At 65.2% G+C, this 24,255-nt stretch carries 17 protein-coding genes; 14 read left to right on the top strand and 3 right to left on the bottom strand.

The window, feature by feature from the left end:
• Nucleotides 1-448: 448 nt before the first annotated feature.
• The 13 genes from gcbA to CAG29_RS25045 all read left to right on the top strand — a co-directional run bounded on the left by gcbA (nucleotide 449) and on the right by CAG29_RS25045 (nucleotide 18,525).
• Nucleotides 449-2,119, top strand: coding sequence for a diguanylate cyclase GcbA (gcbA, locus tag CAG29_RS25110; RefSeq protein WP_085582693.1), 1,671 nt, complete (start codon nucleotides 449-451; stop codon nucleotides 2,117-2,119).
• Between the two features lie 51 nt (nucleotides 2,120-2,170).
• Nucleotides 2,171-4,117 (top strand): methyl-accepting chemotaxis protein, encoded by a 1,947-nt coding sequence (locus tag CAG29_RS25105; RefSeq protein ID WP_085695299.1) that lies wholly within the window; start codon nucleotides 2,171-2,173, stop codon nucleotides 4,115-4,117.
• Between the two features lie 193 nt (nucleotides 4,118-4,310).
• Nucleotides 4,311-6,056 (top strand): protein-disulfide reductase DsbD, encoded by a 1,746-nt coding sequence (locus CAG29_RS25100; protein ID WP_085630871.1) that lies wholly within the window; start codon nucleotides 4,311-4,313, stop codon nucleotides 6,054-6,056.
• Between the two features lie 132 nt (nucleotides 6,057-6,188).
• Entirely contained in the window at nucleotides 6,189-6,641 is a 453-nt protein-coding gene (aroQ, locus tag CAG29_RS25095) for a type II 3-dehydroquinate dehydratase (RefSeq protein ID WP_085582699.1), read from the top strand.
• A 48-nt stretch (nucleotides 6,642-6,689) separates the two neighbouring features.
• The gene (accB, locus tag CAG29_RS25090; RefSeq protein ID WP_085582701.1) at nucleotides 6,690-7,151 is read left to right on the top strand and encodes an acetyl-CoA carboxylase biotin carboxyl carrier protein; all 462 of its coding nucleotides are present in this window, start codon (nucleotides 6,690-6,692) and stop codon (nucleotides 7,149-7,151) included.
• A 17-nt stretch (nucleotides 7,152-7,168) separates the two neighbouring features.
• The gene (gene accC, locus CAG29_RS25085) at nucleotides 7,169-8,527 is read left to right on the top strand and encodes an acetyl-CoA carboxylase biotin carboxylase subunit (protein ID WP_085582703.1); all 1,359 of its coding nucleotides are present in this window, start codon (nucleotides 7,169-7,171) and stop codon (nucleotides 8,525-8,527) included.
• A 267-nt stretch (nucleotides 8,528-8,794) separates the two neighbouring features.
• Complete coding sequence (gene prmA, locus CAG29_RS25075; RefSeq protein WP_085582707.1) at nucleotides 8,795-9,673, top strand: 50S ribosomal protein L11 methyltransferase; 879 nt, start codon at nucleotides 8,795-8,797, stop codon at nucleotides 9,671-9,673.
• Nucleotides 9,674-9,703: 30 nt separating this feature from the next.
• The gene (locus CAG29_RS25070) at nucleotides 9,704-10,993 is read left to right on the top strand and encodes a DUF3426 domain-containing protein (protein ID WP_085582709.1); all 1,290 of its coding nucleotides are present in this window, start codon (nucleotides 9,704-9,706) and stop codon (nucleotides 10,991-10,993) included.
• Between the two features lie 185 nt (nucleotides 10,994-11,178).
• Entirely contained in the window at nucleotides 11,179-12,189 is a 1,011-nt protein-coding gene (gene dusB / locus CAG29_RS25065) for a tRNA dihydrouridine synthase DusB (RefSeq protein WP_085582712.1), read from the top strand.
• Nucleotides 12,186-12,506, top strand: coding sequence for a DNA-binding transcriptional regulator Fis (gene fis, locus CAG29_RS25060; protein ID WP_085582714.1), 321 nt, complete (start codon nucleotides 12,186-12,188; stop codon nucleotides 12,504-12,506). Before dusB ends, fis begins: the two co-directional genes overlap by 4 nt.
• 83 nt (nucleotides 12,507-12,589) lie before the next feature.
• Nucleotides 12,590-14,197, top strand: a complete 1,608-nt coding sequence (gene purH / locus CAG29_RS25055) for a bifunctional phosphoribosylaminoimidazolecarboxamide formyltransferase/IMP cyclohydrolase (protein WP_085695298.1) — start codon at nucleotides 12,590-12,592, stop codon at nucleotides 14,195-14,197.
• A 155-nt stretch (nucleotides 14,198-14,352) separates the two neighbouring features.
• On the top strand, nucleotides 14,353-15,645 hold the full coding sequence (gene purD, locus CAG29_RS25050) for a phosphoribosylamine--glycine ligase (RefSeq protein WP_085582718.1): 1,293 nt from the start codon (nucleotides 14,353-14,355) through the stop codon (nucleotides 15,643-15,645).
• Nucleotides 15,646-15,747: 102 nt separating this feature from the next.
• A complete protein-coding gene (locus CAG29_RS25045) occupies nucleotides 15,748-18,525 on the top strand; it encodes a hybrid sensor histidine kinase/response regulator (RefSeq protein WP_085582720.1) in 2,778 nt (925 codons plus the stop codon).
• On the opposite strand, the gene CAG29_RS25040 is transcribed toward CAG29_RS25045, so the two are convergent.
• A complete protein-coding gene (locus tag CAG29_RS25040) occupies nucleotides 18,526-19,242 on the bottom strand; it encodes a hypothetical protein (RefSeq protein ID WP_085582722.1) in 717 nt (238 codons plus the stop codon).
• A gap of 62 nt (nucleotides 19,243-19,304) precedes the next feature.
• On the bottom strand, nucleotides 19,305-20,099 hold the full coding sequence (locus tag CAG29_RS25035) for a hypothetical protein (protein WP_085722051.1): 795 nt from the start codon (nucleotides 20,097-20,099) through the stop codon (nucleotides 19,305-19,307).
• A gap of 252 nt (nucleotides 20,100-20,351) precedes the next feature.
• Here CAG29_RS25035 and CAG29_RS25030 point away from each other — a divergent pair, with 252 nt between their 5' ends.
• A complete protein-coding gene (locus CAG29_RS25030) occupies nucleotides 20,352-20,948 on the top strand; it encodes a MarC family protein (protein WP_085582726.1) in 597 nt (198 codons plus the stop codon).
• Nucleotides 20,949-21,010: 62 nt separating this feature from the next.
• Here the strand turns inward: CAG29_RS25030 and CAG29_RS25025 are convergent.
• Nucleotides 21,011-24,255 (bottom strand): TcdA/TcdB pore-forming domain-containing protein (locus CAG29_RS25025; RefSeq protein WP_085695297.1); only part of this gene is annotated, 3,245 nt, incomplete at its 5' end.

The raw sequence follows: 24,255 nt of genomic DNA, 5'->3' as shown, positions 1-24,255 counted from the left end.
TGCCTTGCCCCGGCACCCGCCGTTGCGGGCATCCGGGAAAAACAGCGCTGCCGCGTCCCGAAAAAGGAAGGCTGGGCTGGGATTGGCATGGCGCCGCTCCTTGTTCGTTGAAACATGGGGTCATGACCGGGCAAACGTCTTCTAGGGGTTTCCCTGACCCTATCAACGATAAACACCCTGGAAACCGACGCTGGAGAAAAGCAGAACGCCCTGTAGGACAACATCCGAAACGCGTCGGGAAATCTCTTCAACCATGAGAGGAAACTTCCTGTAAGCCCAGCCTACGGGCACTTTTCGCAAGCGCATGTCCCGGCCGAAACCGCCAAGTCGAAAACTGAATGGTGCTGCGCCGCAGATTATTGACGTACGACACTCATGTAAGGGAAAAGAGGTGCTAGCATAGAGCCACCAGTCGATCTCAGCATGCACCCTAACTAGTAGTCAGGATATGACCGAGCCAGAAGACCCCAGCCGTGAGCGCCTCAAGCACCACTTTGCCCAGCGGGTAATTCATCAGGCACGTCAGATTCTTGAGATATGGCAGCGCCTGCAACGCAGCGAATGGTCCACCGCCGACCTCGCCGAGCTGAGCGAGGCCAACCTGCGCCTGCTGCGTTTCGCCGAGCGCTTCGAACAGCCTGAGCACACGCAGCTGGCCCGCCACATCAGCCAGTCGCTGGAAGCCGTCGACGCCAACCGCGGCCGGCTGAGCAGCGGCCTGATCACCGACCTCAACCGCTTGATGCAGCGCCTGTCGCGCACTGGCCTGCGCCACGGCGACCAGCTCGACCAGACGTTCCTGCCGCCGCTGCGCAAACCGATCTACGTGCTGCTGCAAGACCATGACCGCGCCGAGCGGCTGGCCAAGCAACTGGAGTTCTTCGGCCTCACCGCCCAGGCGCTGGACAGCGTGTCGGCGTTCCGTTCCTCGATGGTCGAGCGCCTGCCCGCCGCCATCGTCATGGACGTGGACTTCAGCGCCCCCGGCGTCGGCCTGACCCTGGCCGCCGAAGCCCAGCAGGGCCTGGAGGAGCCGCTGCCGCTGCTGTTCTTCAGCCTGCACGAAACCGACACCCCGACCCGCCTGGCCGCCGTGCGCGCCGGCGGCCGGGAGTTCCTCACCGGCACCCTCGAAGCGTCGAGCCTGCTGGAGAAGATCGAGGTGCTGACCTGCGTCGCCCAGTACGAACCCTATAAAGTGCTGATCATCGACGACTCCCGCGCCCAGGCCCTGCACACCGAACGCCTGCTCAACAGCGCGGGCATCGTCACCCGCACCCTGATCGAGCCGATCCAGGCCATGGCCGAACTGGCGGATTTCCAGCCGGACCTGATCATCCTCGACATGTACATGCCGGCCTGCACCGGCACCGAACTGGCCAAGGTCATCCGCCACAACGACCGCTACGTCAGCGTGCCGATCATTTACCTGTCGGCCGAGGACGACCTGGACAAGCAGCTCGACGCCATGAGCGAGGGCGGCGACGACTTCCTGACCAAACCGATCAAACCGCGCCACCTGATCACCACCGTGCGCAACCGCGCCGCCCGGGCGCGCAACCTCAAGGCGCGGATGGTGCGCGACAGTCTCACCGGCCTGTACAACCACACCCACATCCTGCAACTGCTGGAGGACTGCTCGTTCCGCGCCCGCCGCGAGGGCAAGCCGCTGAGCTTCGCCATGCTCGACATCGACCACTTCAAGCGGGTCAACGACAGCCACGGCCACCCGATGGGCGACCGGGTGATCAAGAGCCTGGCGCTGTTCCTCAAGCAGCGCCTGCGCAAGACCGACTTCATCGGCCGCTACGGCGGCGAGGAATTCGCCATCGTCATGCCCGACACCGACCTGACCGCCGCGCACAACGTGCTCGACGAGATCCGCCAGCGCTTCGCCGAGATCCACTACCCGGCGCAGCCGCAGGATCTGTGGTGCACCTTCAGCGCCGGTGTCGTGGAGATGAGCGAGGACTCCGACAGCCTGATGATGGCCACCCAGGCCGACGAGGCCCTGTACCGCGCCAAGGGCGAAGGGCGCAACCGGGTGCAGGTCGCCCGGGACTCAAAGCAAAGTGCCACTTTTTCATCGGAATCCACCGATTCGGTCATAACCCTGTAACAGAACCGCAATAAATTCAGGCGCTTACCATTTCTGCCGTTGGTAGCCGTCATGCGCCTGAAGTTGCTCACCAATCTCAACACGCTGTTGCTGGTCGCCGTGTGCGTGGCCCTCGGCGCCACGCTGTGGTGGTCGCAGAGAGCCCTGGAGCGCCCTTACCTGCTGATGGAGCGCTACCTGGGTCTGTCGCAGCGCTTTCAGAACGATGCGGCACGCAACGTCGAAGACTACCTCGCCAGCGGCGACGCCCTGCGCCTGAGCGGCGCCACCGCCGCCCTCGACGACCTGCAAAAGGAACTCGGCGAACTGTCGCCCGCCCTGGCCGACACCCTGCGGCCGAGCCTTTCGGACCTGGACGATTTCAGCAAGACCGACCTGCTGGCGGCCGGCAAGCTGGCCGGCGACCCGCAAGCGCTGCTGGTGCAGGCCGAACGGGAGCTGAGCGCCAGCCTCGACCAGCTCAGCACCTACGCCAACGGCAATGCGGCGTACCTGGCGCCGCTGCTCAACGCGGCGCAGCACCTGGGCAAGCTGACGCTGGCCCGGGACAAACTGGTCAGCAGCGGCCGCAGCGAACTGGCCGCCGACGTCGAACGGGAAGTCGCCAACCTGCGTGCCCAGGCCCAGGCCATCGATGCCCTGCCGTTGCTCGGCGTGATCAGCCAGAGCGAATCCGGCAGCGACGACTTCGCCGCGATGATGGGCATCGAAAGCACCGAAAAGGCCGCCGCCGAAGACGCCGGCGTCGGCCTCAAGCGTGAACTCAACAGCCTGCTCGGCCGCTACCCGGCGGAGCTTTCGCGCACCCGCGAGCAGATCCAGAAGCGAACCGACCTTGCCGCCGCCACCCACCGGAAGATCGCCGCCGTGCAGCAGGCCATCGCCGGGCTGGAGCCGGCCGTGCGCGCCCAGCACGGCCAGATCCAGGGCGAGGTGCGGCTGATGCAGGGCGTGATGATCGGCCTGATCCTGTTGATCGCGCTGCTGATCGACACCTTGCAGCGGCGCCTGGCCCGCACGCTCACCAATCTCGCGCCGGCGCTGTCGACCTGGGCCGAGGGCGACTTCAGCCGCGACATCCGGCTGGGCAAGACCAACCGCGAACTGCACGACATCGAAGCCTCGCTCAACCGCTTGCGCGCCTACCTGGTGGATCTGGTCGGCACCATCCGCGGCAACGCCGAGCAGGTGGCCGGCAGCAGTCGCACCCTGGCCGAGCTGAGCAACGACCTGCACAGCGGCGCCGAACACCAGGCCGGGGACACCGCGCTGATCCGCGACTCCCTCAGCGAACTGGAAGCGACCATCCAGCAAGTGGCCGGCGACGCCCGCCAGGCCGCCGACGCCAGCCGCCATGCCGGGCAGGCCGTCGAGCACGGCCAGCAGGTGATCGGCCAGAGCCTCACCGGGCTGCATGCGCTGGTCGGCGAGGTGCAGGGCAACGCGCAGATGATCGAACACCTGGCGGAGGAGTCCGCCACCATCGGCGGCGTGCTGACGGTGATCCGCTCGATCGCCGACCAGACCAACCTGCTGGCGCTCAACGCCGCCATCGAAGCGGCCCGGGCCGGCGAGATGGGCCGCGGCTTCGCCGTGGTGGCCGAGGAAGTCCGCTCGCTGGCGCAACGCACCGCCGGGGCCACCGCCGAGATCCAGACGCTGATCGCCGGCCTGCAGACCGCCGCCCGTCAATCGGTCGAAGGCATGCGCACCCAGGTCGAACACGCCGAAGCCACGGCCAACCAGGCCCAGGCGGCGGACGGGGCGCTGGACAAGATCGTCGGCGCGATCCAGACCATCGCCGCCACCGCCGTACGCATCGCCGACGTCACCGCCCAGCAGAGCGGCGCGGTCAGCGAGATCCGCGACCACAGCGAGCGGATCCACCAGTTGGGCGGGGACAACCTGCTGCGCATCGGCCAAGGGCGCGAGCAAGGCGAAAACCTGCTGGAGCTGGGCGGGCAACTGCACACGGCGGTGCAGGCTTTCCGCGTCTGACCGGCGGCATGGGCGGGCTGGGCCTGCGGGAGCAACCGTCTTGCGCTGCCGGGCCCCATCGCCGGCAGGCCGGCGCCCCCAGGCACGATATCGCACACACCATTGCGCTGCGTCAGGCCAATCGCCGCAGCGCGTCCTGCAGTCCCCGGCACCGTCCGCTATCATGCCCTCAATTCCGATACGCGAGATTGTCATGCGCCGCCTGCTTTGCCTCCTGCTCTTGATCCTTGCCCTGCCGGCCGGCGCCGCCGGGCTGTTCGACAGCAAACCCAGCGCCTCCCTGGGCTCGATCAACAACAGCGCCGACTTCCTGCCGGTGCGCGAAGCCTTCCGGCTGAGCCTGGTCGAAACCACGCCGCAGTCGGTCAAGCTGCGCTTCGTCGCCACCGAGGGCTATTACCTCTACCGCCACCGCTTCCAGTTCCGCGCCGACCCGTCCGACGTGACGCTGGGCGCCGCGCAACTGCCGCCGGGCGAGCAGAAGCACGACGAGTTCTTCGGTGACGTGGAGGTCTACCACGGCATCACCGATGTCGAACTGCCGCGCAACGATGCCCGCCCCTTCACGCTCGCCGTCACCTATCAGGGCTGCGCCGACAAGGGCTTGTGCTATCCGCCGGAGACCGAACGGCTGAACATCGAAGGCAGCGCTTCGGCCGGCACGGCGCCGCCCGCCTGGGACTGGCGCGACCTGGCGCTGTTCTTCCTTGCGGGCCTGGGCCTGACGTTCACGCCCTGCGTGCTGCCGATGCTGCCGATCCTTTCCGGCGTGGTGCTGCGCGGCCAGGTCGGCGGGTTACGCGGCTTCAACCTGTCGCTCGCCTATGTGCTGCCGATGGCGGCGTGCTTTGCCCTGCTGGGGGCGCTGATGGGACTGTTCGGTGCGCAGCTCAACCTGCAGGCGCGGCTGCAGTCGGCGTGGGTGCTGGTGCCGTTCGCCCTGTTCTTTGCGGTGTTCGCCCTGGCGATGTTCGGCGTGTTCGAGCTCAAGCTGCCGCACGTCATCAGCAGCCGCCTCGACCGTATCGCCGGACGCACCGAAGGCGGCTCGTTGTGGGGCGCGGCGGTGCTGGGCGTGGTCTCCAGTTTGCTGGTGTCGCCGTGCGTCTCGGCGCCGCTGGCCGGTGCGCTGCTATATATAAGCGCCAGTGGCGATGCGCTGGGCGGCGGGCTGAAGCTGTTCATGCTCGGCCTGGGCATGGGCGCGCCGCTGTTGCTGGTGGCCACCGGCGGCGCCGCATGGCTGCCCAAGAGCGGGCCATGGATGATGTACGTGAAGAACGGCATCGGCGTGCTGTTGCTGGGGCTGTCGATCGGTTTGCTCAGCCGCGTGCTGCCGGGCCAGGTCACGTTGCTGCTGATCGGTCTGCTGGCCGGCGGCGTGGGCCTGTTCCTCGGTGCGCTGGAGTTCGTCTACAAGCCGCCGCGCAAACGCCTCGGCCAGTTGCTGGGGATGTTCCTGCTGTTCTATGCGCTGGCCTGCTGGTACGGCGCGTTCAGCGGCCAGACCGACCCGCTGAACCCCATTGCTCCGCGCATGGCCCAACATGACGCACCGGCCCAGGACAGCGGTCGGTGGCAGACCGTCAGCACCCCGGCGGAGCTGGACCGCGTGCTGCTGGAGGCGAAGGCCGCCGGCACCCCGCTGCTGCTCGACTGGTACGCCGACTGGTGCATCAGCTGCAAGGTCATCGAGCACGAAGTGCTCAACGACGCCACGGTCATGGAGCGGCTCAAGGGCTACCGGCTGATCCGCTTCGATATCACCGCAAGCACCGCCGAACAGCGCTCCCTGCTCGACCGCTACACCCTGTTCGGCCCGCCGGCGCTGATGTTCTTCGGCAAGGACGGTAACGAACGCCTTGATGTGCGGGTGATCGGCGAGATCGGCGCGGCCGGCTTCCTTGAGCGGATCCGCCAGGCGAATGACCGGATTTAATCACTCGGTCACATACTTTGCGCAAACATCGGGCATCGTGCTGGCTATTGCAGAGAACTGGACAGTCACAAAGTCTTTGCGGCATAGTCGCCGGGTTCCGACGAAGGCTCACCCCAAACAAGGTACACGCAGATGGCAACGCTATTGGTGCTGCACGGCCCCAACCTGAACCTGCTCGGCACCCGGGAACCGGGCACCTACGGCTCGACCACCCTGGCGCAGATCAACCAGGACCTGGAGCGCCGCGCCCGCGAAGCCGGCCATCACCTGCTGTACCTGCAGAGCAACGCCGAGTACGAACTGATCGACCGGATCCATGCCGCCCGCGACGAGGGCGTGGACTTCATCCTGATCAATCCGGCGGCTTTTACGCACACAAGTGTCGCATTACGTGACGCGCTGCTGGCGGTGAGCATCCCATTCATCGAAGTGCATCTGTCCAACGTGCACAAACGCGAACCTTTCCGCCATCACTCCTACTTCTCCGATGTTGCGGTGGGAGTGATCTGCGGCCTTGGCGCCAGCGGTTACCGACTGGCCCTGGAGGCCGCCCTGGAACAGCTTGAACGACAGGCAACGGCTTGAACAACAAGCGTTAAACGCCCCTGACCGACCCTTGGGAGTTGATGATTCATGGATATCCGTAAAGTTAAGAAACTGATCGAATTGCTGGAAGAGTCCGGCATCGACGAGCTCGAGATCAAGGAAGGCGAAGAGTCCGTACGCATCAGCCGCAACAGCAAAGTTGCGCCGCAGCAGTACTACGCGCCGGCGCCTGCTCCGGTCGCCGCCCCAGCCGCACCGGCCGCCGCCCCAGTGGCTGCAGCCGCCCCGGCCGCCGCTGCCGCTCCAGCGCTGAACGGCACCGTCGCCCGTTCGCCGATGGTCGGCACTTTCTACCGCAAGGCATCGCCGACCTCGCCGGCCTTCGTTGAAGTCGGCCAGACCGTGAAGAAAGGCGACACCCTGTGCATCGTCGAAGCCATGAAGATGATGAACCACATCGAGGCGGAAGCCAGCGGCGTGATCGAATCCATCCTCGTCGAAGACGGTCAGCCGGTTGAGTTCGACCAACCGCTGTTCACCATCGTTTGAACTGCGGAGAGCCTTTGATGACTGCGAAGTTGGAAAAAGTTCTGATCGCTAACCGCGGTGAGATCGCCCTGCGGATTCTGCGTGCCTGCAAAGAGATGGGCATCAAGACCGTCGCCGTTTACTCCAAGGCCGACAAAGAGCTGATGCACCTGGGCCTGGCGGACGAATCCGTCTGCATCGGCCCGGCTTCCGCCGCGCACTCCTACCTGCACATCCCGGCGATCATCGCCGCCGCCGAAGTGACCGGCGCCACCGCCATTCACCCAGGCTACGGCTTCCTCGCGGAAAACGCGGACTTCGCCGAGCAGGTCGAGAACTCCGGCTTCGCCTTCATCGGCCCGAAGGCCGACACCATTCGCCTGATGGGCGACAAGGTCTCGGCCAAGCACGCGATGATCACCGCCGGCGTTCCGACCGTACCGGGCTCCGACGGCCCGCTGCCGGAAGACGAAGAGACGGCGCTGCGCATCGGCCGTGAAGTCGGCTACCCGGTGATCATCAAGGCTGCCGGCGGCGGTGGCGGTCGCGGCATGCGCGTGGTGCACAAGGAAGAAGACCTGATCGCCTCGGCGAAACTGACCCGTTCCGAAGCGGGCGCAGCGTTCGGCAACCCGATGGTCTATCTGGAGAAGTTCCTGACCAACCCGCGCCACGTCGAAGTGCAAGTGCTCTCCGACGGCCAAGGCAACGCCATCCACCTGGGCGACCGCGACTGCTCGCTGCAGCGCCGTCACCAGAAGGTCCTCGAAGAAGCGCCGGCACCGGGCATCGACGAGCAGGCCCGCAAGGAAGTCCTCGCCCGCTGCGTCCAGGCGTGCATCGACATCGGCTACCGCGGTGCCGGCACCTTCGAGTTCCTGTACGAGAACGGCCGGTTCTACTTCATCGAAATGAACACCCGCGTTCAGGTGGAGCACCCGGTTTCGGAGATGGTCACCGGCATCGACATCGTCAAGGAGATGCTCAGCATCGCCGCCGGCAACAAGCTGTCGTTCACCCAGGACGACGTGGTCATCCGCGGCCACTCGCTGGAGTGCCGGATCAACGCCGAAGACCCGAAGACCTTCATGCCGAGCCCTGGCACGGTCAAGCATTTCCATGCACCGGGCGGCAACGGCGTTCGCGTCGATTCGCACCTGTACAGCGGTTATGCGGTTCCGCCGAACTACGACTCGCTGATCGGCAAGCTGATCACCTACGGCGCCACCCGCGACGAGGCCATGGCACGCATGCGCAACGCCCTGGACGAAATCGTGGTGGACGGGATCAAGACCAACATCCCGCTGCACCGTGACCTGACCCGCGACGAAGGCTTCTGCAAAGGGGGCGTGAACATTCACTACCTCGAGCACAAGCTGGCCGGCGACAAGCACTAAGCTTCAGCCTGCGCACGACAAGGCCGCCTCCGGGCGGCCTTGTCGTATCCGCACCTCCGCTTCCTTGTGGAAGCGAGCCTGCTCGCGATGACGTCGGCACATTCAACACATACGGTGAATGGCACACCGCCTTCGCGAGCAGGCTCGCCCCTACAGGGGAAAGGCTGCGGTCAACACTGCTCCCACAAACGCCGTGCGCTCGCGTAAACTTGCGCGCTTCGCGCAGACCGCTAGGCTGCACATCAATCTTTTTCACAGGTGCCCGCCATGCCTTGGCTGCAAGTCCGTCTCGCCATCAGCCCAGAACAAGCCGAAACCTACGAAGACGCTTTCCTTGAAGTGGGCGCCGTTTCGGTGACCTTCATGGACGCCGAAGACCAACCGATCTTCGAGCCTGAACTCAACACCACCCCGCTGTGGTCGCACACCCATCTGCTGGCCCTGTTCGAGGGCGGCACCGAAGCCGCCGCCGTGCTGGCCCACCTTGAGCTGCTGACCGGCAGCCCGCTGCCCGAGCACCACAGCGAAGTGATCGAAGACCAGGACTGGGAACGCAGCTGGATGGACAACTTCCAGCCGATGCGCTTCGGCCAGCGCCTGTGGATCGTGCCGAGCTGGCACGCCGCACCCGAGCCCGGCGCGGTCAACCTGCTGCTGGATCCGGGTCTGGCGTTCGGCACCGGCACCCACCCGACCACCGCCCTGTGCCTGGAATGGCTCGACGGCCAGGACCTCAAAGGCTGCAACGTGCTGGACTTCGGCTGCGGCTCGGGGATCCTGGCCATCGCCGCCCTGCTGCTGGGCGCCAAGGAAGCGGTCGGCACCGACATCGACGTGCAGGCGCTGGAAGCCTCCCGCGACAACGCCGGGCGCAACGGCATCGCCGACGAACTGTTCCCGCTCTACCTGCCCCAGGATCTGCCGCAGGAAAAGGCCGACGTGCTGGTGGCCAACATCCTGGCAGGCCCCTTGGTCTCCCTCGCTGCGCAACTATCCGGCCTGGTCAAGCCCGGCGGACGCCTGGCGTTGTCCGGCATCCTCGCCGAACAGGGCGATGAGGTCGCCGCCGCCTACGCCCAGGACTTCGACCTGGATCCGATCGCCAACCGTGACGGCTGGGTGCGCATCACCGGCCGTCGGCGCTAGAATGGCCGCCTGCACAATCCGGATCCTCGCATGACCGACAGCTTCGTCACCCAGTGCCCGCATTGCCAAACCAGCTTTCGCGTCAGCCACGCCCAATTGAGCGTGGCCCGCGGAGTGGTCCGTTGCGGCTCGTGCCTGCAAGTGTTCAACGCCGCCAAACAGCTGCTTGAACAGCGGGCCGGCAGGGAAACGGCCGTGCAGGCCGCGCCAGCGCCGAGCGAGCCGCCGCGCCCCGCGGAGCCGGCAGCCGCCGTACCGCAGCCTGCCGCCCCTGTCGAACCGGCACCGCCGCGCGCCATCAGCCAGAAGCAATGGAGCGCCGCCGAGCTGGACCTCGACAGCCTGGACCTGGACGAAGAGCTCGCCCGTCTCGAACAGCGGGAAATCCAGCCGATCACCGAGTCCGGCCGGCCCCGCGAAGAGTCCCTGAGCGCCCGCCGCGACAGCCACGAGCCGGACGACGGGGCCTGGCCCGACAGCCTGTTCAGCGAACCGGCGGACGAACGGATGGCCGCGCCGGCGCCGGACGACGAGCCACCGGCCGTCGAGCCGGAGCCGGCCAGGCCGCAGCGCACGGAGCCGTCGCTGTCGCTGGAACCTGTTGATCTGGACGACGAGCCGCCGATCCCGCAACTGCGGCTGCACGACCCGATCGACCCCGCCGCCCGCCAGGAGCGCCTGTCCGCGGACGACGAGCCCGAAGGCGAACTGCCGTCGGTCGAGCCCCTGCGCAAGAAACGCGAACGCGGCGAGCGCGCAGCCCCTGGCGTACGCGCCGAAGTGCTGCAGGATCTGACCGACGACCCGCTGCAGCTGGACTGGCAGAAACGCCGCTCCCCTTGGGGCCGGCGCTTTCTCTGGCTGCTGCTGATCATCCTCGCCGCCGCCGGTTTGGCCGGCCAGTACGTGGCCTACCATTTCGACGAACTGGCCCGCCAGGACCAGTACCGCCCGTGGTTCCAGCAACTGTGCCCGCAGATCGGCTGCACGGTGCCGTCGAAGGTCGACATCGCCAAGATCAAGAGCAGCAACCTGGTGGTGCGCAGCCATCCGGAGTTCAGCGGCGCGCTGGTGGTCGATGCGATCATCTACAACCGCGCTCCGTTCTCCCAACCGTTCCCGTTGCTGGAACTGCGCTTCGCCGACCTCAACGGGCACCTGATCGCCAGCCGTCGCTTCAAGCCCGGCGAGTACCTCAACGGCGACCTCGAAGGCATGGCGGAAATGCCGCCGCAGACGCCGATCCACATCGCGCTGGACATCCTCGACCCCGGGGCCAAAGCGGTGAACTACAGTCTGAGTTTCCACTCCCCCGAGTGAAACGCCCGGCCGCTGCGCGATTGGCGGCGGTTTTCTGACTTTGCCCGGCTCGACCAAACCGCTGGCGATAACAGAATAACTGTTCAGATTTTGTTCAATTCAGCCTTTATCCAGTCATCGAGAGCGGGTATCATGCCAACCCTTTTTCGAACTCTCATGATCCGGCCCCACTTCAGGGAAGTCCTATGTCGGCGGTACGCATCGGCCCATACACATTGCAGAACGGCTTGGTCCTCGCCCCGATGGCGGGGGTCACCGACCAGCCCTTCCGGCAGCTTTGCAAGCGTCTGGGCGCCGGGCTCGTGGTCTCGGAGATGGTCACCAGCGACATGAGCCTGTGGAACACCCGCAAGTCGCGCATGCGCATGATCCACGAAGGCGATCCCGAGCCGCGCTCGGTGCAGATCGCCGGCGGCGATGCGCAGATGCTGGCGGACGCGGCCCGGGCCAACGTCGGGCTGGGCGCGCAGATCATCGACATCAACATGGGTTGCCCGGCCAAGAAGGTCTGCAACAAGGCCGCCGGCTCCGCGTTGCTGAAGGATGAGGCGCTGGTCACCGAGATCCTGCACGCCGTGGTGGCGGCGGTCGATGTGCCGGTGACCCTGAAGATCCGCACCGGATGGGATCGCGAGAACAAGAACGGCCTGACCGTGGCGAAGATCGCCGAACAGGCCGGGATCACGGCGCTGGCGGTGCATGGCCGCACCCGCGCCGACCTGTACACCGGTGAGGCCGAGTACGACACGATCGCCGCGATCAAGCAGGCGGTGTCGATCCCGGTCTTCGCCAACGGCGACATCGATTCGCCGGAAAAGGCCCGGCACGTGCTCGACGCGACCGGCGCCGACGGCCTGCTGATCGGCCGGGCCGCCCAGGGGCGGCCGTGGATTTTCCGTGAGATCGAGCATTTCCTGCGCACCGGCGAAAAGCTGCCGGCGCCGGAGCTGATCGAGGTGGAACGCATTCTGCTTGAGCATCTGGCCGCCCTCCACGCGTTCTATGGGGACGTGATGGGCGTGCGCATCGCCCGCAAGCATGTGGGCTGGTATCTCGCAACCCTGCCGGGCGCCAGGGAGTTCCGCGCCCGCTTCAATCGTTTGGATGGTACGGAAACACAATGCGCCAACGTTCGGGAGTTCTTCGCCGAACGTTACAAGAGCCTGACAGGGGACGGAGAAGGGGTGGCCGCATGACGATGATGACCGAGACTTTAGTGAGTGGAACAACACCCGTGAGCGACAACGTGAATTTGAAACAGCACCTCAATACGCCGAGCGAAGAAGGCCAGACCCTTCGCGGGAGTGTCGAGAAGGCGCTGCACAATTATTTCGCCCACCTCGAGGGCGCAACCGTCACGGACGTGTACAACCTGGTGCTCTCCGAAGTCGAGGCTCCCCTGCTCGAAAGCGTGATGAACTACGTCAAGGGCAACCAGACCAAGGCCAGCGAGCTGCTCGGACTGAACCGCGGCACGCTGCGCAAGAAACTCAAGCAGTACGATTTGCTGTAAGCATTCAATACCAACCAGAAAGGCGCCCGCGTGAAACCGGTCGCCTTTTTTGCTGACTTCCCTTGCTTTTGATGGAAATTGAGATGACCGACCAGACTACCCGCCTGCCGATCCGCCGCGCCTTGATCAGCGTTTCCGACAAGACCGGGATCCTCGAATTCGCCAGGGAGCTGGAAGCCCTGGGCGTGGAAATCCTTTCCACCGGCGGGACCTTCAAGCTGCTGCAGGACAATGGCGTGTCCGCAGTGGAAGTCGCGGACTACACCGGTTTCGCCGAAATGATGGACGGCCGGGTCAAGACCCTGCACCCGAAAATCCACGGCGGCATCCTCGGCCGCCGCGGCACCGACGACGCCATCATGAACGAGCACGGCATCAAGCCGATCGATCTGGTCGCGGTCAACCTCTACCCGTTCGAAGCCACCATCAGCAAGCCCGGCTGCGACCTGCCGACCGCCATCGAGAACATCGACATCGGCGGGCCGACCATGGTGCGTTCGGCGGCGAAAAACCATAAAGACGTCGCCATCGTGGTGAACGCCAGCGACTACGCCAACGTGCTGCAGAACCTCAAGGCCGGCGGCCTGACCTACGCCCAGCGCTTCGACCTGATGCTCAAGGCCTTCGAGCACACCGCCGCCTACGACGGCATGATCGCCAACTACATGGGCACCGTGAACCAGGCCACCGACGTGCTGAGCACCGAAGGCCGCAGCGAATTCCCGCGCACCTTCAACAGCCAGTTCATCAAGGCCCAGGAAATGCGCTACGGCGAGAACCCGCACCAGAGCGCGGCGTTCTACGTGGAAGCCAAACCGGCCGAAGCCGGCATCGCCACCGCCACCCAGCTGCAAGGCAAGGAACTGTCGTACAACAACGTGGCCGACACCGACGCCGCGCTGGAATGCGTGAAGAGCTTCGTCAAGCCGGCCTGCGTCATCGTCAAGCACGCCAACCCGTGCGGCGTTGCCGTGAGCCCGGACGCCGAAGGCGGCATCCGCCGGGCCTATGAGCTGGCCTACGCCACCGACACCGAGTCGGCGTTCGGCGGCATCATCGCCTTCAACCGCGAACTCGACGCCGAGACCGCCAAGGCCATCGTCGAGCGTCAGTTCGTCGAAGTGATCATCGCCCCGAGCGTCAGCGAAGAAGCCCGCGCCGTGGTGGCCGCCAAGGCCAACGTGCGCCTGCTGGCCTGCGGCGAGTGGTCGGCCGACCGCAGCCCGGCCTGGGACTACAAGCGCGTCAACGGCGGCCTGCTGGTGCAGAGCCGCGACATCGGCATGATCAGCGCCGACGACCTGAAGGTCGTGACCAAGCGCGCGCCGACCGAGCAGGAAATCAACGACCTGATCTTCGCCTGGAAAGTGGCCAAGTTCGTCAAGTCCAACGCCATCGTCTACGCCAAGAACCGTCAGACCATCGGTGTCGGCGCCGGCCAGATGAGCCGCGTGAACTCCGCCCGCATCGCCGCGATCAAGGCCGAGCACGCCGGTCTGCAGGTGGCCGGCTCGGTCATGGCGTCCGACGCGTTCTTCCCGTTCCGCGACGGCCTGGACAACGCGGCCAAGGTCGGCATCACCGCAGTGATCCAGCCGGGCGGCTCGATGCGTGACGCTGAAGTGATTGCCGCTGCCGATGAAGCCGGCATCGCCATGGTCTTCACCGGCATGCGCCACTTCCGTCACTAAGTACACGACCCACTGTAGGAGCGAGCCTGCTCGCGATAGCAATAGACCAGTCAACGCAGTATTGACTGATACACCGCCATCGCGAGCAGGCTCGCTCCTACAGAAAAGCATCCCAGCGGTGCTCCATAGAATTAGCGTCATCCGAGGTTTCTGAAATGAATGTTTTGATCATCGGCAGCGGTGGCCGTGAACACGCCCTGGCCTGGAAAGTGGCTCAGGATCCGCGCGTGCAGAAGGTTTTCGTGGCGCCGGGCAACGCCGGCACCGCCATCGAGGCCAAGTGCGAAAACGTCGCCATCGACGTGCTGGCCCTGGAGCAACTGGCCGACTTCGCCCAGAAGAACGTTTCCCTGACCATCGTCGGCCCGGAAGTGCCGCTGGTGGCCGGCGTCGTCGACCTGTTCCGCGCCCGTGGCCTGGACTGCTTCGGCCCGACCCAGGGTGCCGCGCAGCTCGAAGGTTCGAAGGCCTTCACCAAGGACTTCCTGGCCCGCCACAAGATCCCGACCGCCGACTATCAGAACTTCACCGAGATCGAGCCGGCCCTGGCCTACCTGCGTGAAAAAGGCGCGCCGATCGTGATCAAGGCCGACGGCCTGGCCGCCGGCAAAGGCGTGATCGTCGCCATGACCCTGGCCGAAGCCGAAGACGCCGTGCGCGACATGCTCGCCGGCAACGCCTTCGGCGACGCCGGTTCGCGCGTGGTCATCGAAGAATTCCTCGACGGCGAGGAAGCCAGCTTCATCGTCATGGTCGACGGCAAGAACGTCCTGCCGATGGCCACCAGCCAAGACCACAAGCGCGTCGGCGACGGCGACAGCGGCCCGAACACCGGCGGCATGGGCGCCTACTCCCCGGCCCCGGTGGTCACCGCCGACGTGCACCAGCGCGTGATGGATCAGGTGATCTGGCCGACCGTGCGCGGCATGGCCGCCGAAGGCAACGTCTACACCGGCTTCCTGTACGCGGGGCTGATGATCGACAAGGCCGGCAACCCCAAGGTCATCGAGTTCAACTGCCGCTTCGGCGACCCGGAGACCCAACCGGTGATGCTGCGCCTGCAGTCGAGCCTGGTGCTGCTGGTCGAGGCCGCCCTGGCCCAGGCGCTGGACAAGGTCGAAGCGCAGTGGGATCCGCGCCCGAGCGTCGGCATCGTGCTGGCCGCCGGCGGCTATCCGGGCGACTACGCCAAGGGCGCCGCGATCAACGGCCTGGACGCCGCCGCCGCGCTGGAAGGCAAGGTCTTCCACGCCGGCACCGCGCAAAAGGACGGCCAGATCGTGACCGCCGGCGGCCGGGTGCTCTGCGCCACCGCCATGGGCGACAGCGTCGGCGCAGCCCAGCAACAGGCCTACCGCCTGGCGGCGGCGATCGACTGGGAAGGCTGCTTCTACCGCAAGGACATCGGCTACCGCGCCATCGCCCGTGAGCGTGGCGAATCCCGCTGATCGGTTGTCCGTGACGTCCGGCCGGGGGGCCATCCCCCGGTCGGGCTGTTCCGACGCTGCGCATCGTTATATTCTGGCATCAACCTACGAAGGGATTTCGCCGTGCGCTGGCTCAGGATCGCCATAGGCTTCACCGTCACGCTGTTGACCCTGCTCTGCATGCTGCCGGCCCAGGCCGGACAAGGCAGTGGCTGGGCGGTATTGCTCGACGAACAGGGCAACCTGCAACTGAGCGACATCCGCTCGCCCCGCTACACCAACCAATTCAGCCCCATCGACCTCGACCGCCTCACGGCGGCGGAGCCCGATGGTGCACTGTGGCTGCGCTTCAGGCTGGCCGCCGGCAAGCACGAGCAAGTGCTGCGGATCTTCGCCCCTGACCTGTCGCGCCTCAATCTCTACGTGCTGGACGGCGACACGCTGATCGACCAGCGCGAAAGCGGCACCGGCCAACCCCAGGTCGACCGGCCGCTGCCCAGCAGCGACTTCCTGGTGCCGCTGCCCCAGCGCGACAAACCCCTTGAGGTCTACCTGCGGCTGGTCTCCGACCACCAGTTGCGCCCGCACATCACCCTGCAGTCGGCGGTGATGTCGGCGGCCAACCAGAACCAGACCCTGCTCTACGGCCTGCTGTTCGGCTGCCTGGGCATGCTGATCCTGCACAACCTGATCCGCTACGGCTACACCCGCTCGCGCAGTTGCCTGTGGCTGGCGGTCTGCGAGGGCCTGCTGGGGCTCAGCCTGTTGCTGCTGCTCAACCTCGCCGGGCCCTGGCTGCCGGACTGGCACGCGATCCAGACCCCGGGCGCCTATCTGGCCCTGCTGCTGACCGCACCGGCCGGCCTGATGTTCGCCTTCCGGTTCTTCGCCCCGATCGGCCCGCACCCGCTCAACAAGCTGCTGCTGGCCGACATCCTGATCACCGTGATCTGCGGCCTGCTGCTGTTGTTCGTCAACACCCTGCCGCTGAACATCATCACCTACGCCCTGGTGGCCCTGGCCGGCCTGAGCATGCTGCTGGTCGGCGGCTACCACTGGCAGAAGGGCTACCGTCCGGCGCGGCTGTTCGTCGCCGCGATGGTGGTGTTCAACATCGGCACGCTGATCATCCTGCCGGCCCTGCTGGGCCTGACCCTGGTCGCGCCGCAGGGCCTGATCATGACCCTGATGGGGTTCATCTGCATCAGCGGCCTGCTGATGAGCATCGCCCTGGGCGAGCGTCAGCGCAGCATCACCGAAAGCCGGTTCAGCATCAGCCGCGACCTGGCGGCGAGCAACGCCGAGATCAACGCCAAGGCCGAGTTCCTGGCCAAGATCAGCCACGAGATCCGCACGCCGATGAACGGCGTGCTGGGCATGACCGAACTGCTGCTGGGCACGCCGCTGTCGGTCAAGCAGCGCGACTACGTGCAGACCATCCACAGCGCCGGCAACGAACTGCTGACCCTGATCAACGAGATCCTCGACATTTCCCGCCTCGAATCCGGGCAGATCGAGCTCGACGACGTGCAGTTCGACCTCAACGCCCTGATCGAAGACTGCCTGAGCATCTACCGCGCCAAGGCCGAACAGCAGAACGTCGAGCTGATCAGCTTCATCCAGCCCCAGGTGCCGCGGGTCATCAGCGGCGACCCGACCCGCCTGCGCCAGACCCTGCTGAGCCTTCTGGAAAACGCCCTGAAGAAAACCGACGAAGGCGAAGTGCTGATCGTCGTCGCCCTCGACGACCGCAGCGTCAAGCCGCGCCTGCGCATCGCCGTGCAGGACAGCGGCCAGCCGATGGAGCAGGAAGAGCGCGACGCGCTGCTGCACGCGGAACTGCACAGCAAGCACTTCCTGTCGGCCAACCGCCTGGGCGGCAACCTGGGGCTGGTGATCGCACGGCAACTGATCCGGCTCATGCAGGGCGAGTTCGGCATCAAGAGCGGCGCAAGCCAGGGCAGCACCCTGTGGCTGACCCTGCCGCTGGATCCTGACCGCCTCGAACACCCGACCTCCGACCTCGACAGCCCGCTGCAAGGCGCGCGGGTGCTGGTGGTGGACGACAACGACACCTGCCGCAAAGTGCTGGTGCAGCAGTGCAGCGCCTGGGGCCTGAACGTCAGCGCCGTGCCGTCGGGCAAGGAGGCGTTGGCCCTGCTGCGCACCAAGGCGCACCTGCGCGACTACTTCGACGTGGTGCTGCTGGACCAGAACATGCCGGGCATGACCGGCATGCAGCTGGCGGCCAAGATCAAGGAAGACCCGAGCCTGAACCACGACATCCTGCTGATCATGCTCACCGGCATCAGCAATGCGCCGAGCAAGATCATCGCGCGCAATTCCGGGGTCAAGCGCATCCTGGCCAAGCCGGTGGCCGGCTACACCCTCAAGACCACCCTGGCCGACGAGCTGAACCAGCGCAACAAGGGGCAGGCCGTGTTCCAGCCGCAGCCGGCCGTCCCCGGCGCGGCGGTCAAGGTGCCGAGCGACTTCCGCATCCTGGTGGCCGAAGACAACACGATCTCCACCAAGGTGATCCGCGGCATGCTCGGCAAGCTCAACCTGCAGCCGGACACCGCCAGCAACGGCGAGGAAGCCTTGCAGGCCATGAAGGCCCAGCGCTACGACCTGGTGCTGATGGACTGCGAAATGCCGATCCTCGACGGTTTCTCCGCCACCCAGCAACTGCGGGCGTGGGAAGTCGGCAACCAGCGCATCCGCACGCCGATCGTGGCCCTGACCGCGCACATCCTCGCCGAACACAAGGAACGCGCGCGCCAGGCCGGCATGGACGGCCACATGGCCAAGCCGGTGGAACTGTCGCAACTGCGCGAACTGATCGAACACTGGGTGGCCCAGCGCGATCAGCAGAACCGCAACACGGTGCGAACGCCCTGATCAACCGGCCGGTTCGCAGCGAACACTGTCCGGCGGGCTGAAGTCGATCTCCCTGATGAGATCGACATGCGGCTCCAACCGCTTGGCCAGCGTGTCACGGACGGGATCGAACAGCGGCGCGGCGAGGTCAGCCTGAAAGAAGCGTTGCTCCAGCGGCCCATGGAGCGTGTCCGCGGAGAAGACCCAGGCGTACGGATTGCCCTCGGCGGCGGCCGAAGACTTCAGCGTCACATAGGCGGCGTTCAGGCGAGGGCCGGGTTGCGCCACAACCACCATGAAGCGGTAGCGGTCACTTGCGGCTACCTGATCCTCCCCTTCGGCACCCACCGCTTGCCGGATCCTCCCTTGCAGAAACGCGACGGCAGGATCCGAGACCGGCAATGCCGCGATGGCCTGCAGGACCGGCACCCAGTCCCCTGCCTCGGCCAGCGACGGCTGCAGAACGTCGATCATCCCGCCCATCGCCTTGAACCCGACGCCCTGAGCCGGCGTGACCGTGCTCCACTCCACTTTCCTTTGCAGCCATTGGCCCTTCAGAACTTGCTGCCAGATGGAATACCAATCATCCGGATCGGCCGTGAGAGGAAACTTCTTGTTGGCCGCCAACTGCGCAAACAAGATTGAATGTTGAACATCTTGTATTTCTTGCTCAGCCATCCCGTACGGAAACAAAACGATGGCGCCTGAGTTGGCATAAACCGAGTATTGCTCTTTCATCTTTGCCTCCTGCACATGAAAAAGTGGCGACCACTGTGTGGTCGCCACTCAATGACGTCAAATCAGATTTCCCATTCGCTGATTTGCTTGACTGCACGGTCACCCAACTTGCCGGCAATGATGTCGCGGGTCTTTCCGATGATGGCCGGCACCATGGTCATGCTGGATTCGCCCTTGTACAGGTCCACCGAACTGCTGTCCCAATTCACGAAAAGAACCTTGGTCTGGTTGACCCGGTTGATGAAGCGCACCGCGCCCAGGGTCAGGATCACTTCCTGCCCCTCGGTCTCAAGGCAGGAACCTACCGCAAAACCGCCGGTGCCCTTGTTCTTGATGTTCTGGTCGAAGACCTGAAGCGGCTTGTCGCTGGCCTGCAGCGAAGCCATCGCATCGGTCGCCACCTTCAGCAGGAGCGCCGAGGTCGGCCCGGGGACCGCCGCAGCGGCCAGGGCGGAACCCAGGATGGTCAGCGCCAGTTGATCCATCTTGAAACTCTTGCCGGACGCCGAAGTGGAATCGTAGTACTTCTTCAGGATGATCCAGCCGGCGTCCTGCATGACGGTGAGAAAGGTCTGGTACCACTCCTTGCCCTGGCTTTCCAACGGGTACTTCTTGTTGGCGGCCAACGAGGCGAACAGATAGGTGTTCAGTACATCCGCACGGTTCTGCTCGGACATGCCCGACACGAACGCCAGAATGGCATCGCCCACGACAGAAGCGCGGTCAGGCACTTCGATATTGAAGGGCGTCAACCTGTTGAGGCTGCGCGGGGCCAGGGTGATGTCCTGCGGCGTCACATCATAGGCATTCAGTCGTTCCAGGCGGTCGGCTACGGTTACAACAGTGTTTACATTCATGTTTCGTCTTCCTTAGTTAATTAGTTCGACTCTTCCCGAGCCGACAGGACTAACTTACGAAACTCATCAACCCCCCACAAGCCAATGAGTATTTCCAATGAATAACAATAAAAACTTACAACCGCCGACAACTCCTAAATAACGCCAAAAACAACAAAGACAACTAACCAATAAACAAAACACCGAATGCGCCGACAGACCGTCCGGCGCCTGATAGACTCCGCTCAACTTTCGCCGACGCGGGTTTCCATCATGCTCCACGAGTTGTTCAGCGTTTACCTGAAGATGCTGGTGCTCTACAGCCCGTTCTTCGTGCTGTCCTGCTTCATCAGCCTGACCCGCGGCTACTCGCGCAAGGAGCAGCGGCGGCTGGCGTGGAAGGTGGCGATCGCCACGCTGGTCTCCAGCGTCCTGCTGTACCTGTTCGGGCGGGTGATCTTCGATGTGTTCGGCATCACCGTGGACGCGTTCCGCATCGGCGCCGGCAGCGTGCTGTTCATCTCGGCGCTGGGCATGGCCCAGGGCAAACCGGCGGTGCAGGCCGACAACGTGCAGCAGGACGTGACCATCGTGCCGCTGACCATTCCGCTGACCGTCGGTCCCGGCACCATCGGTGCGCTGCTGGTGATGGGCGTCAGCCAGCCGCACTGGGACGACAAGCTCGCGGCGATCATGAGCATCGCCATGGCCAGCTTCACGGTCGGCGTGGTGCTGTTCCTGTCGAACCGCATCGAGCGGATTCTCGGCGACCAGGGGTTGCAGATCGTCAGCCGGTTGATGGGGCTGTTCGTCTGCGCACTGGCGGCGCAGATCATCTTCACGGGGGTAAAGGGTTATCTGGTGCCTTGAGCCGGTCACGCAAAGAGCGCCGCAGGCAATCAGGCCTGCGGCGCTTTCCTTTCGGCGGACCGTCACTCGGGCCCAGCGCTTGCGAGGCGGCTGCGCGAAGGCGCCAGCAACGTCCCCAGCGCGGCACCGCCCGGCGCGCCCTGTGCAGTGCGCATCAGCTGGACAAGGCGCGAAGCCGACATGGTGGGATAGGCCCCGAACGCAAGAAACACTTCGCCGCGCAGCAGGGGATCGTCACTGCACACATCCCTGAGTATCAGGCAATGTTCGCTGTCGGGGTCGATCAGCACCAAATGGCCGTCAACGATCTGCAACTGCAGCCTCTGCGGATCGTCCAGCAGCCAGACCAGCTTCGCCGGAACCGTCACGGCGTCTGCCGGCACGGGCCGACAGTCGACGATGACTGAATCGCGCTCGAGCCAGAGCGCCGTCGGCAAAAAGTAGGTCACAGCGCCCTGCCCCGCCCGCAGAACCACGGTGCCGACGCCGTCAGGCACCAGCGCAGGCAGATCCGTCACCCGGTTCTGCCCTTCGACCACCATCACCTCGGCATCGCGCTGCACATGCGTGAACGGCCCGAGGCGTTTCGCGTCCGGGTAGACGAGCACACACCGGTCCTGCCGGTCATGCAGCAGCACTTGCTCGCGGCGTCGGGTGCCCAGCAGCTCGTCACCGTCGCGCAGGGCCGTGCCGACGACCCGGACCAGGCAAGCGTTCTCCACGTCGTACCATTGCCGCACACCGGGTTCCGCTTCGGTGGACACAAACCCGTCGTGCTCTACGGAGCGCAGCAGGGCTTGAAGGTTCGGGATCAGATGATCCCCTTGGGCAGTCACCCAGGCGTGGTTGACGCCGGTCACACGCTCAGTTTCCCCGAAGCGCAGAACCAGTTCCACACCGTCCACGGTGGTGCCTCTGAGCCCGGCGCCCTCGCGCCTGACGTCACTGAAACGCCAGTCATCCCACTCCTCCTGCGGTGCGGGCAGCAGGCCGCTGCGCAGCAACTGCGCACCGTTGGCGAACGCTTGTTCCAGAAGCCCGGGATCGACAAAGGCCTGAGAAAGAATCCTGCCGCCGGACGGATCGAACAGCCAGGCCTGGCGCCTGTCCGGCGCCAGACCGAGCAAGCGGACCCGATCACCGTTCGCCGACGCGCATAGCAGCAACCGCTGATCGATGTACCAGGCGCCCAGATGCCCATGCCCTCCATGTTCGAGCAAACCGATGAGGGCGAAGCGATCCACCGGATAACGTTGCGCGACCGCCTTGAGCGTCTCCCACCAGCGGGAGCGGCCCTGCAGCCAGTGCTCGGTCAGCCCGCCGAACTGCAGCCGGCCGTCGGTGTTCAGGTTGAAGAAGTGCCCGTCTTCGGTGATGGCGACATAGCCACCCGGCGTCGTGACCACCTGTTTGAGCCGATCAGGCTCGATCCACGCATGCGACCAGCGCCCCTCCCCCGGCATCCGCTGCAACCGGCAAAGGCGTTGGGCCGAGCGGTCGTAAACCACGTACACCTCTTCGTCATTCGCCGGAACCAGCAACGTCAACCGATCCAGGTTCCTGGTCGAGTCGTCCCAGCCCCGCGGTTGCCCCGGCGCCGGCAGAGGGTTGATCAGCAGACGGTCGCGACCGCGGATCCAGACCAGGTCCCGCCGCGCCTCATCCATCTGCCAACACACCGAAACGTAGGGTGCCGGCGCCCATCCGATCGTCGTGTCGCTTTCCTTCGCGGACGAGCCCGCTTGCGGCCAATGCTCCCCCAACACCGACGCCCAGCGCGCCAGCCTCTCCCCGGCAAAGGCCTGTGCCCGCAGCTTGGGGGTTGATCCGCAAGTCACCGAGCAAAGCAGCAATTGCCGGTCATGGATCAGGTAACCCAGTTCTTTGACACGCCCTCGGTCGACGGACATCTGCACCACGTGAATCATCCCTCGGGCATCGGCTTCGATGCGCTGGATCGAACTTTCGCCGGGCATCAGCAGCAATCGGTACTCCGCCTGGGGCAGGCCGCTGACGGCATCGACTTGCCAGACCAGAAAGGATGACGGCTCATAGAAATAGGCCGAGCCGCCGGACACCAGAGCCAACTGCGTCTTGTCGGAACCGCTGATTGCCAGGTCGCGCATGTACAGGAAACGGTCTTCGTGCGCGTCGTACCAGGCCTTGGTGTGACGCGGCGTCTGCGGTGGCTCGAACGGGATCAAGTAGTTGTCGACCGGCGTGTACGGCAGAACCAGGCGATGGTCGTGCGCAAGCGTTTTGTAGCGTTCAAGCAACGCCGTCTCATCGAGGCCGTCGGGTGCCGTGTCCTGCAGCAGATCCAGTTTCGCGGAAACCAGGTCGACGCTGAACACACGCCGGTCGGCCAGAGCCAGCGCGACGTCATGCCGGCCCTTGCCGATGAACTTGACGCGAATGCCGTCGATCAGCAGTCCCCCTTCCACTTTCTTGATTGCCTGCTCGCTGGCCCAATCGGCCCGCAGCACCCAACGGCAATGTGTGAAGCGGGTCGAATGCAATTCGACCGACACCCCCGGGTTGAGCAACAGCGTGCAGGTGCCGCCCGCGCCCTTGAGCGCGTAGGTCAGCAACCCGTGCCATGCCGGCGGCACAATCGGTACCGCCAGCTGCCGCTCGGCCGCATCCAGCCGCACCTCGACGGTCGTGGGGAGGTAGTTGGGGAACAGGCGATGCACGATGTAGTGACTGGGGAAGGAGTAGAAGGAGAACAGGAATTTCCATTGCCCGCTGCCATCCTTGCGCTCAAGACGGCGCGCCGCATCGAAACCGGCGTCATGACGCCATGACGCGAACGGCAAGGCCTGGTATTCATAGCTGTAGTTCGTGTTCGGCGTGCACGGCAGAACGACGCATTGCCCGGCGGGCAACGGTGCCTTGATCCGGCTGGAAATCCCCCACGTCTGACGGATACCGAAGGCTTCCTTGTCATCCGGGTTGATGCCCGGTACGCCGAAGTGGTCGCGCAGCCTGAACAGTTTCGGGCTGCCGAGCGTCAAGGTGCCGGTGCCCAGGTCGACGCATTCGATGATCAGGGAAGACGGATCCACCACCCACGCCTGCAACGCCTCGTCGAAGCGGTAGACGGCGCCGTTCCAGGCCTTTTCCAGATGGTCGAAAAACAGCCCGACGGTTTTCGCCTCTTCGGCGATGATGGCGAAGCCCTGGGCCAGCGCCGCCGCCCCGATCGCCAGGCCACCCAGGATGACGCCCGCCCCGCCGAGTACCGCAGCGGCCGTGCCGGCCCCCGTGGCGGCCGCTGCGGTACTCGGCGGGGCGGGCGTCATCC

Source organism: Pseudomonas sp. B7(2017) (assembly GCF_002112745.1).
In the GTDB taxonomy this organism is placed as follows: domain Bacteria; phylum Pseudomonadota; class Gammaproteobacteria; order Pseudomonadales; family Pseudomonadaceae; genus Aquipseudomonas; species Aquipseudomonas ekonensis.
This window is presented reverse-complemented; position numbering and strand designations above follow the sequence as displayed.

What these genes read in the sequence shown, in the direction of transcription:
- accC (WP_085582703.1), top strand. Translation starts at nt 7,169, where the DNA reads ATGACTGCGAAGTTGGAAAAAGTTCTGATCGCTAACCGCGGTGAGATC.
- CAG29_RS25030 (WP_085582726.1), top strand. Translation starts at nt 20,352, where the DNA reads ATGCTCCACGAGTTGTTCAGCGTTTACCTGAAGATGCTGGTGCTCTAC.
- CAG29_RS25070 (WP_085582709.1), top strand. Translation starts at nt 9,704, where the DNA reads ATGACCGACAGCTTCGTCACCCAGTGCCCGCATTGCCAAACCAGCTTT.
- gcbA (WP_085582693.1), top strand. Translation starts at nt 449, where the DNA reads ATGACCGAGCCAGAAGACCCCAGCCGTGAGCGCCTCAAGCACCACTTT.
- CAG29_RS25035 (WP_085722051.1), bottom strand. Translation starts at nt 20,099, where the DNA reads ATGAATGTAAACACTGTTGTAACCGTAGCCGACCGCCTGGAACGACTG.
- aroQ (WP_085582699.1), top strand. Translation starts at nt 6,189, where the DNA reads ATGGCAACGCTATTGGTGCTGCACGGCCCCAACCTGAACCTGCTCGGC.
- purH (WP_085695298.1), top strand. Translation starts at nt 12,590, where the DNA reads ATGACCGACCAGACTACCCGCCTGCCGATCCGCCGCGCCTTGATCAGC.
- dusB (WP_085582712.1), top strand. Translation starts at nt 11,179, where the DNA reads ATGTCGGCGGTACGCATCGGCCCATACACATTGCAGAACGGCTTGGTC.
- CAG29_RS25105 (WP_085695299.1), top strand. Translation starts at nt 2,171, where the DNA reads ATGCGCCTGAAGTTGCTCACCAATCTCAACACGCTGTTGCTGGTCGCC.
- prmA (WP_085582707.1), top strand. Translation starts at nt 8,795, where the DNA reads ATGCCTTGGCTGCAAGTCCGTCTCGCCATCAGCCCAGAACAAGCCGAA.
- accB (WP_085582701.1), top strand. Translation starts at nt 6,690, where the DNA reads ATGGATATCCGTAAAGTTAAGAAACTGATCGAATTGCTGGAAGAGTCC.
- CAG29_RS25100 (WP_085630871.1), top strand. Translation starts at nt 4,311, where the DNA reads ATGCGCCGCCTGCTTTGCCTCCTGCTCTTGATCCTTGCCCTGCCGGCC.
- purD (WP_085582718.1), top strand. Translation starts at nt 14,353, where the DNA reads ATGAATGTTTTGATCATCGGCAGCGGTGGCCGTGAACACGCCCTGGCC.
- fis (WP_085582714.1), top strand. Translation starts at nt 12,186, where the DNA reads ATGACGATGATGACCGAGACTTTAGTGAGTGGAACAACACCCGTGAGC.
- CAG29_RS25040 (WP_085582722.1), bottom strand. Translation starts at nt 19,242, where the DNA reads ATGAAAGAGCAATACTCGGTTTATGCCAACTCAGGCGCCATCGTTTTG.